At 34.3% G+C, this 13765-nt stretch carries 15 protein-coding genes; 12 read left to right on the forward strand and 3 right to left on the reverse strand.

Going from position 1 to position 13765, the window contains the following annotated elements; translation table 11 throughout:
- Nucleotides 1-169: 169 nt before the first annotated feature.
- The gene (locus ICJ85_RS01590) at nucleotides 170-781 is read left to right on the forward strand and encodes a Crp/Fnr family transcriptional regulator (protein ID WP_188222015.1); all 612 of its coding nucleotides are present in this window, start codon (nucleotides 170-172) and stop codon (nucleotides 779-781) included.
- Between the two features lie 287 nt (nucleotides 782-1068).
- Here the strand turns inward: ICJ85_RS01590 and ICJ85_RS01595 are convergent, their stop codons facing one another.
- Together ICJ85_RS01595 and ICJ85_RS01600 are read right to left on the reverse strand one after the other, a co-directional pair.
- On the reverse strand, nucleotides 1069-1971 hold the full coding sequence (locus tag ICJ85_RS01595; RefSeq protein WP_188222016.1) for an EamA family transporter: 903 nt from the start codon (nucleotides 1969-1971) through the stop codon (nucleotides 1069-1071).
- Between the two features lie 39 nt (nucleotides 1972-2010).
- Nucleotides 2011-2889 (reverse strand): DUF1853 family protein, encoded by an 879-nt coding sequence (locus tag ICJ85_RS01600; RefSeq protein ID WP_241739468.1) that lies wholly within the window; start codon nucleotides 2887-2889, stop codon nucleotides 2011-2013.
- 57 nt (nucleotides 2890-2946) lie between these two features.
- Here ICJ85_RS01600 and ICJ85_RS01605 point away from each other — a divergent pair, with 57 nt between their 5' ends.
- The 4 genes from ICJ85_RS01605 to ICJ85_RS01620 all read left to right on the forward strand — a co-directional run bounded on the left by ICJ85_RS01605 (nucleotide 2947) and on the right by ICJ85_RS01620 (nucleotide 6599).
- A complete protein-coding gene (locus tag ICJ85_RS01605) occupies nucleotides 2947-3501 on the forward strand; it encodes a DUF4251 domain-containing protein (protein ID WP_188222017.1) in 555 nt (184 codons plus the stop codon).
- Between the two features lie 32 nt (nucleotides 3502-3533).
- Nucleotides 3534-3845 (forward strand): hypothetical protein, encoded by a 312-nt coding sequence (locus ICJ85_RS01610; protein WP_188222018.1) that lies wholly within the window; start codon nucleotides 3534-3536, stop codon nucleotides 3843-3845.
- 123 nt (nucleotides 3846-3968) lie between these two features.
- A complete protein-coding gene (locus tag ICJ85_RS01615) occupies nucleotides 3969-4598 on the forward strand; it encodes a dioxygenase family protein (RefSeq protein WP_241739469.1) in 630 nt (209 codons plus the stop codon).
- A 216-nt stretch (nucleotides 4599-4814) separates the two neighbouring features.
- Nucleotides 4815-6599 carry a prolipoprotein diacylglyceryl transferase gene (locus ICJ85_RS01620; protein WP_188222019.1) on the forward strand — a complete coding sequence of 595 codons (1785 nt, stop codon included), beginning with the start codon at nucleotides 4815-4817 and terminating at the stop codon, nucleotides 6597-6599.
- Between the two features lie 34 nt (nucleotides 6600-6633).
- Here the strand turns inward: ICJ85_RS01620 and ICJ85_RS01625 are convergent, their stop codons facing one another.
- A complete protein-coding gene (locus ICJ85_RS01625) occupies nucleotides 6634-7272 on the reverse strand; it encodes a DUF6266 family protein (RefSeq protein ID WP_188222020.1) in 639 nt (212 codons plus the stop codon).
- 356 nt (nucleotides 7273-7628) lie between these two features.
- Between ICJ85_RS01625 and ICJ85_RS01630 the strand changes: the two genes are divergently transcribed.
- The 7 genes from ICJ85_RS01630 to ICJ85_RS01655 all read left to right on the forward strand — a co-directional run bounded on the left by ICJ85_RS01630 (nucleotide 7629) and on the right by ICJ85_RS01655 (nucleotide 13734).
- Nucleotides 7629-8042, forward strand: a complete 414-nt coding sequence (locus ICJ85_RS01630) for a hypothetical protein (protein WP_188222021.1) — start codon at nucleotides 7629-7631, stop codon at nucleotides 8040-8042.
- A gap of 127 nt (nucleotides 8043-8169) precedes the next feature.
- The gene (locus ICJ85_RS16720) at nucleotides 8170-8289 is read left to right on the forward strand and encodes a hypothetical protein (RefSeq protein ID WP_394354397.1); all 120 of its coding nucleotides are present in this window, start codon (nucleotides 8170-8172) and stop codon (nucleotides 8287-8289) included.
- 69 nt (nucleotides 8290-8358) lie between these two features.
- On the forward strand, nucleotides 8359-8895 hold the full coding sequence (locus ICJ85_RS01635) for a sugar O-acetyltransferase (protein WP_188222022.1): 537 nt from the start codon (nucleotides 8359-8361) through the stop codon (nucleotides 8893-8895).
- A 373-nt stretch (nucleotides 8896-9268) separates the two neighbouring features.
- A complete protein-coding gene (locus ICJ85_RS01640; protein ID WP_188222023.1) occupies nucleotides 9269-9664 on the forward strand; it encodes a hypothetical protein in 396 nt (131 codons plus the stop codon).
- A 610-nt stretch (nucleotides 9665-10274) separates the two neighbouring features.
- Nucleotides 10275-11030, forward strand: a complete 756-nt coding sequence (locus ICJ85_RS01645) for a DUF6090 family protein (protein ID WP_188222024.1) — start codon at nucleotides 10275-10277, stop codon at nucleotides 11028-11030.
- A gap of 308 nt (nucleotides 11031-11338) precedes the next feature.
- A complete protein-coding gene (locus tag ICJ85_RS01650) occupies nucleotides 11339-12118 on the forward strand; it encodes a DUF6090 family protein (RefSeq protein ID WP_188222025.1) in 780 nt (259 codons plus the stop codon).
- A 113-nt stretch (nucleotides 12119-12231) separates the two neighbouring features.
- Nucleotides 12232-13734, forward strand: a complete 1503-nt coding sequence (locus ICJ85_RS01655; RefSeq protein ID WP_188222026.1) for an agmatine deiminase family protein — start codon at nucleotides 12232-12234, stop codon at nucleotides 13732-13734.
- Nucleotides 13735-13765: the final 31 nt, after the last annotated feature.

The following is a 13765-nucleotide window of genomic DNA, read 5'->3' on the forward strand; positions in this document are numbered from 1 at the left end:
GTATATAGCTCCTGTATGATTGTCATCTGGAGATTTTTTTTATGAGCTTTTACTTAATTTGGAATAAAGTCACATGCCAAGCTAATTTAAAATCACTATAGATTTCCTGATTAGGCTTGATTTTTACTGAGTTTTGTTTACATTTAGTTTCGAAGTAGATCCTTGAACTATGAATGGCAAAAAAATATCTTTCTCTCTATATTTTTTAGAAAAAATAAGTCCTTTATCTAATGAGTTTAAATCCTTTTATCAGCAGCAGGTTAAGCATGCTTTGTACAAAAAGGGGAGTATTTTAAATGAAAGTGGCACCTTGTGCGATAAATTGTATTTCATTAAAAAAGGCATGATTAGGGGCTTTCATAACATTGAAGATAATGAAATAACCACATGGCTTAGCTCCGATAACGAACTGGTAACCTCTATAACCGGCTTTTTTAAGCACATTCCGGCATCAGAAAATATTCAGGCTATAGAAGATACCTATGTTGAATATTTAAGCTATGACGATTTTCAAATAGCCTTGAGTAAGTATCCTGAAATGGTACGAATTTTTAATATTCTGCTTATTGAATATTATATACACGCCGAAAACCGCACCCTCTTATCACGTATTCCTTCGGCTAAAGGTCGGTTTGATCATTTTGTATCTAATGGCAATACCTTTCTTTTAAATCGCGCACCTCACAAGTTTTTAGCTAATATGTTAAGTATGAGACCCGAAACATTCAGTAGAATCTTAAAGGCGAATGAGGCTGATTTTGCTAACGAAATGGAATCTTGATATATGTCAAGACAATCTGTTTTAACAATCAATTTTCTATCATATTTAATGAAAACATAATACTATTGTAGGGTAAATTGCTAGTATCTACAACCCTTTTGTTTGCTATTAAACAAAAGACTTAACCTACTAATTTTTATTTTTTTATTATGGTATCTTTAGTTATCACTTCAACAACCATACTTATTGTTACCTTCGGATTAGGCATAGGTATAGGTTATCACATTGGTCAAAGGCATAACCGAAAAAGCATTAGTCAATAAGGCGTTAGTTACTGTTTGGAATAATTAATTTGAATAGAGTATTAAGGCAACCCCAACCATAATACCTAGAAGCGGAACAAGTTTTTTACGTTTGTTTTGCTCTTTAAAAATTAGTCCTCCTATAACCACAGCTATTAAAATCTGACTGCGTTTTATGGCGGAAAGTAACATGATTAAAGCGTCAGGGTCCTGTAGGGCTTTAAACGAAAAGTAATCGGCCATCTGAAGCAAAATCCCCACTGCTGGAATGGTCCATCGGAATTTAAACGCCTTGCGCTTTTCTGCGTTCGGGAAAAACGTAATCGATAGTACAGCCAGTAAAATTAATGTGGTATATAAGCAGAACCAAAACTGTAGTGTCTGAGGTTCTAAGCTTAAGTTTTGAATTAAGAATTTATCGTATAGACCTGCCGAAGACCCTAGGAATGTTGCGCCTATAATAGCAAAAATCCATTTGTTGCTTTTAAAATGAATCCCTTCTTTTTTTCCGATTTTCGAATATAAAAACACCGAAAAGATAATTAAGAAAAACCCTAGCCATTGCGGCATAGTTGGGGCTTCTTTATAAATTAAAATAGCCCCGATAAACGTAAAAAACGGACCCGCAGAGCGAATAGGGGTTACAATGGTAATCGGTAAATGTTTTAAGGCCTGATAGGCTAAAATCCAGGACGCCGCCATAATAGCCGACTTTATAAAGATAAAGCCATGCTTAGATAATGGAATATCGGTTATGTATAAGCCAATATATTTTGCTAAACTCGGGTTCATTTTAGATAAAACAAACCAAGGTAACAACAATAAAAAACCAGCTAAAATAGTACCAAAAAGTACCGGAAACACTTCATTGCCTTGCACGGCATGTTTTTTACATAAATTATGTAAGCCTAAAAATAATGCTGCAAGCAGCCCTAGATACATCCACATGGCCGCAAAGGTAATATTTTAGGGTATTTTACAAGGGTATTATTCCCACCAAACCACAAAAAACTTTTGAACAATTCCGTTAGGAAACTTCACCCAGCATAATGGCGATGTTTTGTTTAAAATATAAGCATACACAGCTTCATAAAACTTGTCATAAGTAAGCCAGTTACTTTGTGTTTGAGTTTCAGATAACCAATTGATTTTGTTTGGAATATAAAATTTATTGTTATCTAAAACTTTAAGATCTTTAAACGAAATATAAAACCCTTTTATACAGGTTTTATTCAGAAGTTCAAACGATATGTTGGCATCATTATATGGCGTAAAAAGCTGAGCCTTAAACAAAACGCGTTGTTGCAGGTTTTTAATATCTAAATTTAAATCTTGTAACAAAGGCTGTGTATATGGGTTAAAAAGCAAAGGCAGCTGCTTATTTTTAAGTTTATCCAGCTTTTTAACTAAAGTATCTTTTCGGTTTGGACCAATCCAATGGTCGAGTTCGGAATCCCCAACACGAGCATCATGTAAATAGAATTTATATACTATTTCCAGGTGTATCGGTTGGTTGTTATATAGCAACAGCGCGTCCAGTTCACCTAAAGTGAGCTTATCCTTTTGTATTTGTATATTTTCAGCTAAAATGGTTGTGTGCTCATCCTGAGACAGTTCATAACTCACAAAGCGCTCCACACGTTTTCCTAGACGTAAGCCCTCTGGTACTGACTGGTTAAAGTTAGAAATGTTATGAGAGGGGATGTCCAGTTGTTGTAAACCGTACACATCTTGATGCTGCCAAAGTAAAGGTGTGTTTACATAGCCTTCATATTGTAATTGAATGTCTTTGTCTTTAAAATGTGGCATAACGCTAAAGTAATTGAAATCCACCTTTGAGCCAAGCCAATGGTTGACTAAACCCATTAGGTAAAATTCCTTTTTTTTTGTAATTTAGGTTATTAAATATTTAGACAACACATTATGAAAGCTCTTACATTCCTTCTTAGCCTGTTTATATTAACCATTTTTTCCTGTGGTAGCACACAATATGCCGCGACACCTGAAGAAATCCAGGCTTTAAAAAAGCTGGTAGATAGCAAGTCGTTTTATATTGAGTCTGAATGGGCTTATCCCCAAGTAACAGCTGCTATGTCACAGGTTTTAAATTCACCTTTAATGCGAGGTGGGGCTAGTGGTGGTGGAAACATTAATTTAATAGGTAATCCTAACTTTTTAAAGCTGGAAGGCGATAGCATCACATCGTATCTACCTTATTTTGGCGAGCGTCGTATGGGAGGTGCTTATGGTGGTACCGACAGTGGTATAGAGTTTAAAGGATTAGTCAAAGACTATGAAGTTAAACCTAACAAGCACAGTGGGTATACGATTAAATTTGACGCCACAAGTAATAATGAAAATTTTGATGTTAGCATCGATTTATATCCCAACATGAAAAGTTCTATGACCTTAACAGGAAACACCAGAACAACCATACAATATACTGGAGAAGTAAGTGCTAAAAAAGAAGAGGAGTAAGATCTTAATTATCATTTAGATACATTGATGTAATGAAGGAATCGACAGTTTCCGATGATTATCCGTTAACCCGATTAGTTCGTTATGTGAATTTAGTAGGCGTATTGCTGTTTTCAATAGGTATTTTTACACCCAATTCAGGTATAAAATATATAAGTACCCTGTTTTTTGTGTATTTCTATTTATGGATTTTTATATTATTTCTTGCGTCAGAAATCGGGTTTGTTATCGTAAACAAAAGCAATCTTTTTAAACACATTCAATCCAGCTGGTGGGTTGCGCTTGGTGTTTTATTTCCAATAACCCTGTTCATTATATTATCTGCAATGATGGTTTTCCAGTAGGTTTATGGATGCAAAAAAGTCGTGTTTTTGTAGTTTATCGGTTAAATACAGCGTTCGTATAATATTTTATTAGTGGTAGCTTTAATGTTTTAATTTTAAACCTATTAAATTTTATGCCTTACTATGAAAGCCCTTTATTCTTTATTAAGCATTGTATGTATGTTATTAACTGGCATGTGGAGTTACGCGCAGGAGACTGCCAGTATTTTAGATGATGTACCACCTCAATACAAAAAATCAAGCCCTATATATTTATTATCGGATTACCAACTGAATAACACCGATACCATTCCGGATTTTGCTGAAAAGCCAAACAAATTAAAAATCTCCGGAACCATCTACGAAAGTGATGGTGTAACACCTGCTAAAGATGTGGTTTTATTTATTTTTCAACCTGATGAAAACGGCGACTATAAAATGAAACGCGATAGTAACCGTAAACGTTATGTGCACCACCGCGGTTGGATTAAAACCGATGCCGATGGAAAATATACGTTTTATACCTTCATGCCAGGTAAATATTTAGGAGCAAAAGAGCTAAAACAAATTCACAGGATTGTTAAAGTGCCTGGGCAACCAGAACAAGGATTATCATCGTTTTTCTTTAATGACGATCCGTTAATCCCGGAGTTAACCTTATCCTGTAGAGCGGAAGCTGTTAAAAGTATGCTGCGTTTAGAAATGAAAGACGGTATGCTTATAGCAAACAAAGACATTACCTTAAAGAAAGGTGTCGATATTTTAGCTCAATAATTTTTACTCTGTTAATCGAATTTCAAACAGGCATCCTAAGGGTGCCTGTTTTTTTTACTTAAAATATCATAAACAGGGTGTTATTTTAAGCTTTTCAGAGGATTATATGCGTATAATTTATTAAATTTAATAGCCGGCTTTAACCAACTACCAACCAACGTTTTAATTTAAATATTCGAGGTATTTAAATGACCTATTTAATAAAACCCGTTAAGTATGGACATTACTATCGAGAATCCCCGGTTTTACTTCAAGCTGTTTTATCTTTTAGCTTTTGTTTTTATTTACGCCATGGTGCTTTATAAAAGTGTTAAACGCAAATACCACTTGCGTTCGGTATTACTTATGTTAACCACCATATCGCTGTTTACGGTTTTAGGGTCAAGGCTGTTTACCATCTCTATAGACCACTGGTTAAGCGTTATACAGTCGCCAGCCACTGAATTTAATAACCGATCGGCCGTAGGAGGCTTGTTGTTTGGTTTGGTTGGTTTAGTGATCTCTCAGCGCGTTTTCGGGTTTAATCGGCCCATGCTGGATTTATATGCCTGGTTGGGGCCCATAGCCTTGGGCATTATTAAATTTGGCTGTTTGTTTAACGGTTGTTGCTATGGCGTACCCAGTAATGCCTTTTGGGCGGTTCGCTATCCTGTGGGTACCCATGCCCATTTCAATCAGTGGTCTGCGGGACTAATCCCTTCAGATATGGCGACCACCCTTTCTGTGCACCCTGTACAATTGTACGAAAGTCTTATTCTGTTTGTGGTTGGGTTTATAGTTTGTAAAACCCATAAGTATTGGCGTAAAAACTTCAGTGCTATAGTATCGGGCTTAGTGCTATTCTTTTTTATGCGCTTTGGCATAGAGTTTTTCAGAGATCCAAGCGGCTCCCAATTTAATGATGTGTATTATTACGGATTGCGCTGGTACCAATGGAGCATGCTTCTGTATGGTGTTTTGGCTTCAGTTATATTATTAATTTATGAGAGATACTTAAGCATAGAATTGATTAAGGGACGACAAAACTCACCCTTTCTTCATGCCGATTTTATGTATATCATCCTCATATCTCTGGGACTTTATACGTTTAAAGGCTTGTTGTCTACTTACGAAATTGCAGTGATATGGATTAAGTTTCTTCCTGCTATTGTGCTTTCGGGGTATTACTTATTTACCGATAACCGTTTAAAACGGTACCGTTGGATAACCAGTTTGGCACTCGTGATGCCAGTTTATGTGTTTGCACAAACCATTCCCACACAAAAGCCTGTAGTAAAACAATATCACCGAATTGATGTTGGTGGCTCTTTTGGCGATTTTGCAAATGAAGTCCGTTTTAATCCACAGGAAGGGGAGTGCGGCACCACTTACGACAGCCAGTATTTTAAACAAACCTACAGTGTTGTTGGCGGCGGGTACTCCTTTATTACAGAAAAGAAAAAAAGTAAAATTACCTATGGCGCTAATCTCTCAGCAGGAACCATTAAAAGCACGAATCTCTCTGCGAATACCAGCGAATCTGACTTTATTTTTGGTGTAAACCCTTATTTTAAAGTGGATGGCAAATGGCTGGGAGGCGGTGGTGGTTTTCAGTTGGGTAATTTAAGAGTTAATAAAGATGAAACTATAGATGAAAACAATATAGGAGATGCTCAAAAAACCTATACCATTTTACCTGAGTTTTATGTGCGTCTGGGGCCTAAAAAGTATTTTGATATCGATTATAATTACGGTTTTATGTATCCTTCGGCATTTCCAACATTATACTCCAGAGTAAGTATTGGCTCAGGATTTGGTTTAAGTGATAATTACAGTTTACGCTATGGACATATATTAAATTTAGATACCGGTTATATTTCAGCCGAAGCCTTAATAACCGAACAATTTGGCATCAATATCATGTATATCTTTGAAGAAGATTATTATTTGCCTTTTGATGATAACACCAGTGGGAAAATGGTGTTTTCTTTAAATTACAGATTCGGACATAAATCGAAATAAGATATACCAATGCAAAGCATACACCGCCTTTGTCTTAAACTGTATAAGGCCCCAAATAACAACTGGTAGCACTTAATGTTTTTTGGGGGTTTGTAAAGCCTGCCCATAGCTGCACTTCAAGACCTTGAAATACAGGCTCGAAATTTAAGGGGTAGGCCGAATCGCTACGTTGCACTGTGGGAGTAAAACAAGCAAATTGTTTTATAGCCGGGGCGTAAGCGACCACCAAAAGCCTATCGTCTGCATAAGCCATGCCTTGATTACTGTTATCTGTCCATTGTAGCTTTAAGGGTTGGTTTTCCTGTGTTTCAACAACTACATCCTCAAAACCACGTAACGACCCCATGCTTATTAATACTTTGTTATACTGTATTATAAAGTCCACACCGTTAAAAATGGTAGCTTCTTTTAAGTGATACGAAAACGCCAGATTGTATCGCGATTTACTCTTTACAGGTGCTCCAAAGGTCTCATTTAAAAGGTCTTTAATGGGGGTTAAAAAGCTGTGGATACATTTAAATCTATTGCGTTGCTTTTGTTGGGCTGGTGTTGGTGGTTTATGCGATTTGTTGGGTAGCGATCGTAACACTGCTTTACCGCGCCAGCGACTACCAATTACAGTCCCTACTTTTCCTGAGAAATCGCCTAAAACACCTTGTTGGTATGTTGCCATGATTTTGATTATTAAGGGGTTACATAAAGTAAATATACAAAGAAAAAACTGACTAATTTAATTTTATTGTAAGATTTTAAATATGATATTGTAGCATTGCAGGGGTTTGGTTCGTGTTTCCTTCGGGAATTCCTCGGGTTTTCTTCGTAAAATAAGGGTTTTACCGAAGGATTCCCGAAGGAATATCGAACATGACTCGAAGGAAACCCCTAAAACAGGCGTTTCAATTAAATGTGTATTTTCTTAAATAACAGCACTTTTTTGTAGGTATTTATGTATATTTGGGTGTATATATAATAGAAATAAACACACCAGTGTGTTTATACATATGTTGTAAGTAATTTAAAATCAGGTTCATGAAATTAAAAATAATAATAAGTGTTGTATTCTTTTTAACTTATTTAAACCACAGTGCACAGAATTTAGACCTACCTAAAGAAAACTTAATAGGAAGATGGAAATTTATCAAAATGATTGACGAAAATGGAAAAAAATTAAATCCAGATGTTAGTCTCACTAAAAATAGTCCAAAATTTAAAATTAAATTTCCCGACGTAATTTATAAAGAAAATGGAGAAAATATAATAGACCCTGACCATAAAACTCCTTTAAAAGCAAATTGGTATTGGATACCTAATTCAAAAATTGTAACAGTACCAGAAAGAACAGACTTTGCTTCAGACACAGTAAGAATCGAATGGATAAAAAAAGATAAAATTAATTTCATACGGAAAGGAGAACCTTTTATTAGGGTTTACAAAAAAAAATGAAACTACTTACAACACCAGTAGCCGTTGCACAAGCCCATAATTTTGAAAAAACATGATACATAAGCGCCCATTTTAAGGGCGTTTGTTGTTTTTTTTAAGTATTACGGTCTATCTGAATACAACATTTATGAATACAGCTCACGCTAAGAGGGCTACAAAAAATGCAATTAAATTATATAATGAAGTAAGATTACACCTATCTTTAGGTTTTAAAACACCAAATATGGTATACAAATTAACTGCTTAAATTCATGTTTAACCTGTAGCCATATTTCAGGACGAGACATTTGAACTAAAATCAAGAAAATAAAAGAATTTGAAGAGAATTGAATACAAAAGAAATGACCAAAATCTAAAAAAGGACTTCGTTCGAGCTGGAAAACTTCTGCAAAAATTCAATTTGGCTGACTACGAAAATGAACAGTTGAAAACGAAAATATTGACCGAACTTTTTGGAACAGTAGGAAATGGAATTTCAGTCGAACATAATTTCCATTGCGATTTAGGATACAATATTCACGTTGGCAAGAATTTTTACGCAGGTTTCAATTGTACCATCTTGGATATGGCGGAAGTTAAAATTGGAGATAATTGTCTTATTGCACCAAATGTTGGAATTTATACAGCTGGACATAACATAAATCCAATTGACCGACACAAAACTGGATTTGCGAAACCTACAACAATTGGAAATAATGTGTGGATTGGCGGACATTGTGTAATAATTGGTGGAGTTAAAATTGGAGACAATTCAATTATTGCTTCAGGTTCTGTTGTGACAAAAGACGTTCCAAAAAACACAATTTTTGCTGGTAATCCAGCGAAAAAACTGAAAGATATAGAAGCTGATTAATAAAAAACTACACACAATCGAATAGACGGCCGTGAACGCTAAGTTCACGGTGCGCCTCTCAACTTAGCGAAGCTATATCACGAAATTCTATATAATAAAATAACAGATTGAGTACACCACCGTACCCTTCGACTAGCGCTCAGGATAAACCAAGCGGGGCACGTATACGGCGGTTCAATAACCATCTTTTCAACTCGCTCTTTACACCTAATAGAACTATCTTCAACTTTATTCTTGGGCTACCAAAGTTAACTGGGATTTCAACACCCATTCACAAGCGTAAAAGTTAGTAATTTTAGCTATCTTAGTTCCAACCAATCCGCAACTGATTGTTATACCAGATCGTTAGCGGTAAAAGAATAAAAACTAAACGATGTCTGATTGTATATTAAAATTTTGGCCTAAAGAAGAGGTAAAGGAGATTAAGACTGAACAAATAAAAAAGGGACTTCACGACTCTAAAATTATTGATGAACCTAAAGAACTTTGGGGGGAACAAGGTTATGAAGCTGGATCAGCAATGAACGATTACTTTGAACCTGTATTGAACCCTGAATGGGCAAAGCAATACTTCCCAACAATTGCACTTATGATTGAAGAAAAAGGATACGGTGTTGAAAGTGGTGAAGAGGACTTCGAATACGTTGACAGATTAAACGTTGTATCCATTAAAGGTGGCGAAGGAGCTTTTGATTCGTGGAATAAAATGTGTGCTGAACTAGAAAAAATCACAGGGGACAAATACCAAGGTGGTTGGGAACTACTATAAATACATATTAGATATGTTTAAAAACCTTTTTAGTAAAAAACGTGAGGAAGAGTTAACTCCTCAAATTGACCTTACGAAGATTCTTCCAATAATTAAAGGAACTCAGCCTGAATTTGGTTCAAACATGGAAGTGGAAGCTCCAATAAACAGACCATGATTGAATTCCTGATACTTGGGAGGAAAAACATAAACTGGATAAAACAAATCCTGACGACAGAAATAGGATTGATTCAGATGGCTATACTATGTTAGAGAAATATTTAAATAGCCTCGAATAAAACACGGGGTACAACTATGTATGTGAAAAATATCGGAATAGGAATTTTAATATTGTTTCTCATTGGACTTGTTGGAACACTAACAATTGGAAAGAATAAATGGTTGAAATTGGTAAAGGAATAAAAATACGGTTTACAACAAAGACGCATAAAAATAATTAGTAATTTATTACAAAATAAATAGTTAGTGCGTATTTGGTTACTCTAATTTTCTTCACGGAAAGTTCACACAACTTTACTATCTTAGTTAGATAATCTGATAATTGTAGCGGATTTTCATTTAACGAAACTATGCACAAGCTGTGGTGTTCGATTATTACAACCATTAACCAATGATAAAATTCTTTAGAAAAATTAGACAAAGGTTAGTAACTGAAAACAAATTCAGTAAATATCTTATTTATGCAATAGGAGAAATCATACTTGTAGTTATTGGAATTTTAATTGCGCTTCAAATCAATAACAGGAACCTAAATAAAAGCAATTTAAAAGAATCTAAAGAGTTTGTTGTACGACTAAAAGCCGAAGTAAAAAGTAATATAGGTTTTGTTAAAGAGGAAATTGAAAAAAAAGAAAGCCAAAGAAGGAGTTCTTTAGCTATTTTAAAAATGATTGGTGAAGATATAACCAAACTTTCTTCAAAGACTTTAGACAGCCTAATCATTATAACTATGGCAAATGGCAATGTGGAATTTAAAAATGGAACCTTAAACGAAGGGCTGAATACAGGGAAGGTCGCACTTATTAAATCCGATTCCTTAAAAACACGTTTATACGGTTTGCCATCTCTAGTCGAAGAGGTTAGAAGTGGAGAAAAATACATGAACGAAGACCTTAACGAATATTTTTATCCGTTTATATATGAGCATATCAGTTTTAGGCAGATGGACTTTGAACACACTGCGCATGGAGAACTAATCGGGCCTTCAAAATTTAGCAGCCACAACAATTTAAATGTACTGAATATTCTAAAGTTTGAGAGCTTAATAGACAATATATTTTATAACTCTAATGTACAGATTGATAACTACCAAAGACTTAAAAATGAATTAGAAAACCTCTATGAATTAATCGAGGAATATGAATAAAAGAATGAAAGCATAATAATGATAGCTGTTACACAAGTCAATAATGTTGTGAAAAATAATATACAAACGTCCTTGTTAAGGGCGTTTGTTGTTTTTTTTAAGTATTACGGTCTATCTGGATACAACCTTTATGAATACTGGTAATGCAAAAAGGGCTACAAAAAATGCAATTAAATTATATAATGAAGTAAGATTACACCTATCTTTAGGTTTTAAAACACCTAATGCGGTGTACAAGTAAGTGCTTAAAATATGTTTAACCTGTAGCCATATTTCAGGATTAAACATTATGACTAACCAAAACATCGATGATAAAATTCTTTAGAAAAATTAGACAAAAACTGCTCACTGAACATAAATTCAGTAAATATTTGACATATGCTTTTGGAGAAATTATTCTTGTAGTTATTGGGATTTTAATTGCACTTCAAATTAATAATTGGAACCAAAAGAGAATTGAAAACAACAAGGAAAAATTAATTTTAGCAGAGCTTATAATTGACCTTGAAGAACAATCTAGATTATTAAAGGATTATGTAGAAACCGAATCAAGCTTTTATCAAAATGGAAAAGATATTTTAACTCATTTCGCTAAAAACCAAACCTTTTATGACAACGATACCATATACGCAAAGTTGAATTCTTTAGCTTCTAGAAGAACATTTACTCCATTAAACACAACCTTTCAAGAACTAATTTCCACTGGAACTATTGGAATTTTAAAAGATAAGCCAACAAAGAGAAAAATAATACAATATTATAAAGAGTTGGAAAGAATTTCATCTGTAATTGCCAATAACAATGTTCATATTGTTGATGGAATTTACCAGCCTGAAATTTTAAAACAGACATTGTTTACTTTAGATGAAGATGACCCTGTACTTGAAAACATGAATAAGTTAATTTTTGACAGAGAATCACTAAATAGTATTCGAAACACTTCAAAAGATTTGTTATCTGATGCAAATAACACGTTACATTTATTCAATTTAGTGGAACAAAGAACAATTGTTGCCCAAACCCATGTGGAAATTTATAAAACAATTTATTTACAAACAAAGGACCTACTCTTTGACTTGAATAATTAACTTAAGCCATTTATAGCTTATTACTAGGTTTAGCTTTCTAAATTAAGCACTTAAGAAATACGAAACTATATATAAAATAAGCCGTTACAGCTAATTCAAATAAAAGAGGAACTATGAAACAAAAATCACTAAATATATTAATTTTATTATTCCTCTTTTCTTGTTCGAATAATACCAAAAGAAACATTGAGACAGTTGAATCTTATTATTATCCACAAGGATATAATAATAGAACTGCTGCAGAATGGGAACCGGCTTTAGGAACATTGATAGTTTGGCCACTAAGTATTCCCTATAAATTAGCTATCGAACTTGCGAATGACAATCATCTATTCACAATGGTAGAAAACGAAGACGCTCGAAAAGAAGCAGAAAAATGGTTTAATGAATGGGGTATCAATCAAGAAAATGTGACTTTTGTTTATGCAAAACAAGGCGTTGATGCTTGGTGGACCAGGGATTGGGGCCCAAGTGCTATTTTTACAAGAAAAAAAGAATATAAATTAGCTGATGGAAAATATATTTATTCAACACCAGGAACCGATTTAGCCTGTAATGATTCTTTGCGATTCCTCTTCTTGGATGAAAATAATAAATTAGAACTAACGCAAATTGATGATGACGCCACAATTCCCCTTGCCAAACAATTGGGGTTTGATATTATGGATTTACCATTTAACAATACCGGTGGCAATGTATTGACGGATGGATTAGGAACAGCCTTTTCTACCTGTGTTATATTCGCTGAAAACAAGTATCACGGAATTGACAGTAAAAATTTTCTACATTTAAATGATTCTCTATTAGGTTTTGAACGCTATAATATCATTTCTAATTTTGAAAAGATGGGAATTCAACATATTGACTGCTTGTTAAAACTTATTGATGAAGAAACAATTTTAGTGGCAGAACCACCAAACGACCACGAACTCTATGACATCTACAATAATATTGTCACAAATGAACTTTCAGTGTTAAAATCACCCTATAATAAACCATATAAGATTGTAAGAATTAAGACCGATCGTTATAAAGATGAACGTTTAGCGGCCTATACCAATTCTCTTATATTAAACAAAGTAGTTTATGTTCCTCTTTTTGATATTCCACAAGATTCAATTGCATTACAAACTTGGGAAGATGCAATGCCAGGATATCAAATAAAAGGCTTTACGTTCGCTTTAGATGATGAGCCTGTTGTAACAGATGAATTGAGAGCACATTACAAATCTTATGGTTGGAACAGCGGAGATGCATTGCATTGCAGAACAAGGGCAATTTGGAATCCTGAAATGCTTTTTATTACAGTCAATAAAATTAAAGCAGAAGTCGATTCAAATCAAAACAATAAAGTATTTGCAACAATAATAGATTACAGCAAACAAGGACTTGTTGAGAATAAAACGGAGCTATTCTGGAAAATATCAGGAGCAACCGAATGGAATATTATTCCGCTCTTGCCAACCAATACTGATAACCTTTTCTCTGCCGAAATTCCAAATCATAATTCAGGCACAGCAATAGAATATTATATTTCCGCGGTTTCCAATTCGGGAGAAAGAGAGACTCGGCCAATAACAGCACCAATTGCAGCTTATAATTTTTTAATTAAGTAAACAACCAGTGTTCAAGAACTTATATGAAAAA

It is taken from the genome of Aestuariibaculum marinum (genome assembly GCF_014596975.1).
Classification (GTDB): Bacteria; Bacteroidota; Bacteroidia; order Flavobacteriales; family Flavobacteriaceae; genus Aestuariibaculum; species Aestuariibaculum marinum.

Excerpts from the sequence above, each read along its gene's own strand:
- ICJ85_RS01590 (WP_188222015.1), top strand. The coding sequence starts at position 170 with ATGAATGGCAAAAAAATATCTTTCTCTCTATATTTTTTAGAAAAAATA.
- ICJ85_RS01595 (WP_188222016.1), bottom strand. The coding sequence starts at position 1,971 with ATGTGGATGTATCTAGGGCTGCTTGCAGCATTATTTTTAGGCTTACAT.
- ICJ85_RS01600 (WP_241739468.1), bottom strand. The coding sequence starts at position 2,889 with ATGGGTTTAGTCAACCATTGGCTTGGCTCAAAGGTGGATTTCAATTAC.
- ICJ85_RS01605 (WP_188222017.1), top strand. The coding sequence starts at position 2,947 with ATGAAAGCTCTTACATTCCTTCTTAGCCTGTTTATATTAACCATTTTT.
- ICJ85_RS01610 (WP_188222018.1), top strand. The coding sequence starts at position 3,534 with ATGAAGGAATCGACAGTTTCCGATGATTATCCGTTAACCCGATTAGTT.
- ICJ85_RS01615 (WP_241739469.1), top strand. The coding sequence starts at position 3,969 with ATGAAAGCCCTTTATTCTTTATTAAGCATTGTATGTATGTTATTAACT.
- ICJ85_RS01620 (WP_188222019.1), top strand. The coding sequence starts at position 4,815 with ATGGACATTACTATCGAGAATCCCCGGTTTTACTTCAAGCTGTTTTAT.
- ICJ85_RS01625 (WP_188222020.1), bottom strand. The coding sequence starts at position 7,272 with ATGGCAACATACCAACAAGGTGTTTTAGGCGATTTCTCAGGAAAAGTA.
- ICJ85_RS01630 (WP_188222021.1), top strand. The coding sequence starts at position 7,629 with ATGAAATTAAAAATAATAATAAGTGTTGTATTCTTTTTAACTTATTTA.
- ICJ85_RS16720 (WP_394354397.1), top strand. The coding sequence starts at position 8,170 with ATGAATACAGCTCACGCTAAGAGGGCTACAAAAAATGCAATTAAATTA.
- ICJ85_RS01640 (WP_188222023.1), top strand. The coding sequence starts at position 9,269 with ATGTCTGATTGTATATTAAAATTTTGGCCTAAAGAAGAGGTAAAGGAG.
- ICJ85_RS01645 (WP_188222024.1), top strand. The coding sequence starts at position 10,275 with ATGATAAAATTCTTTAGAAAAATTAGACAAAGGTTAGTAACTGAAAAC.
- ICJ85_RS01650 (WP_188222025.1), top strand. The coding sequence starts at position 11,339 with ATGATAAAATTCTTTAGAAAAATTAGACAAAAACTGCTCACTGAACAT.
- ICJ85_RS01655 (WP_188222026.1), top strand. The coding sequence starts at position 12,232 with ATGAAACAAAAATCACTAAATATATTAATTTTATTATTCCTCTTTTCT.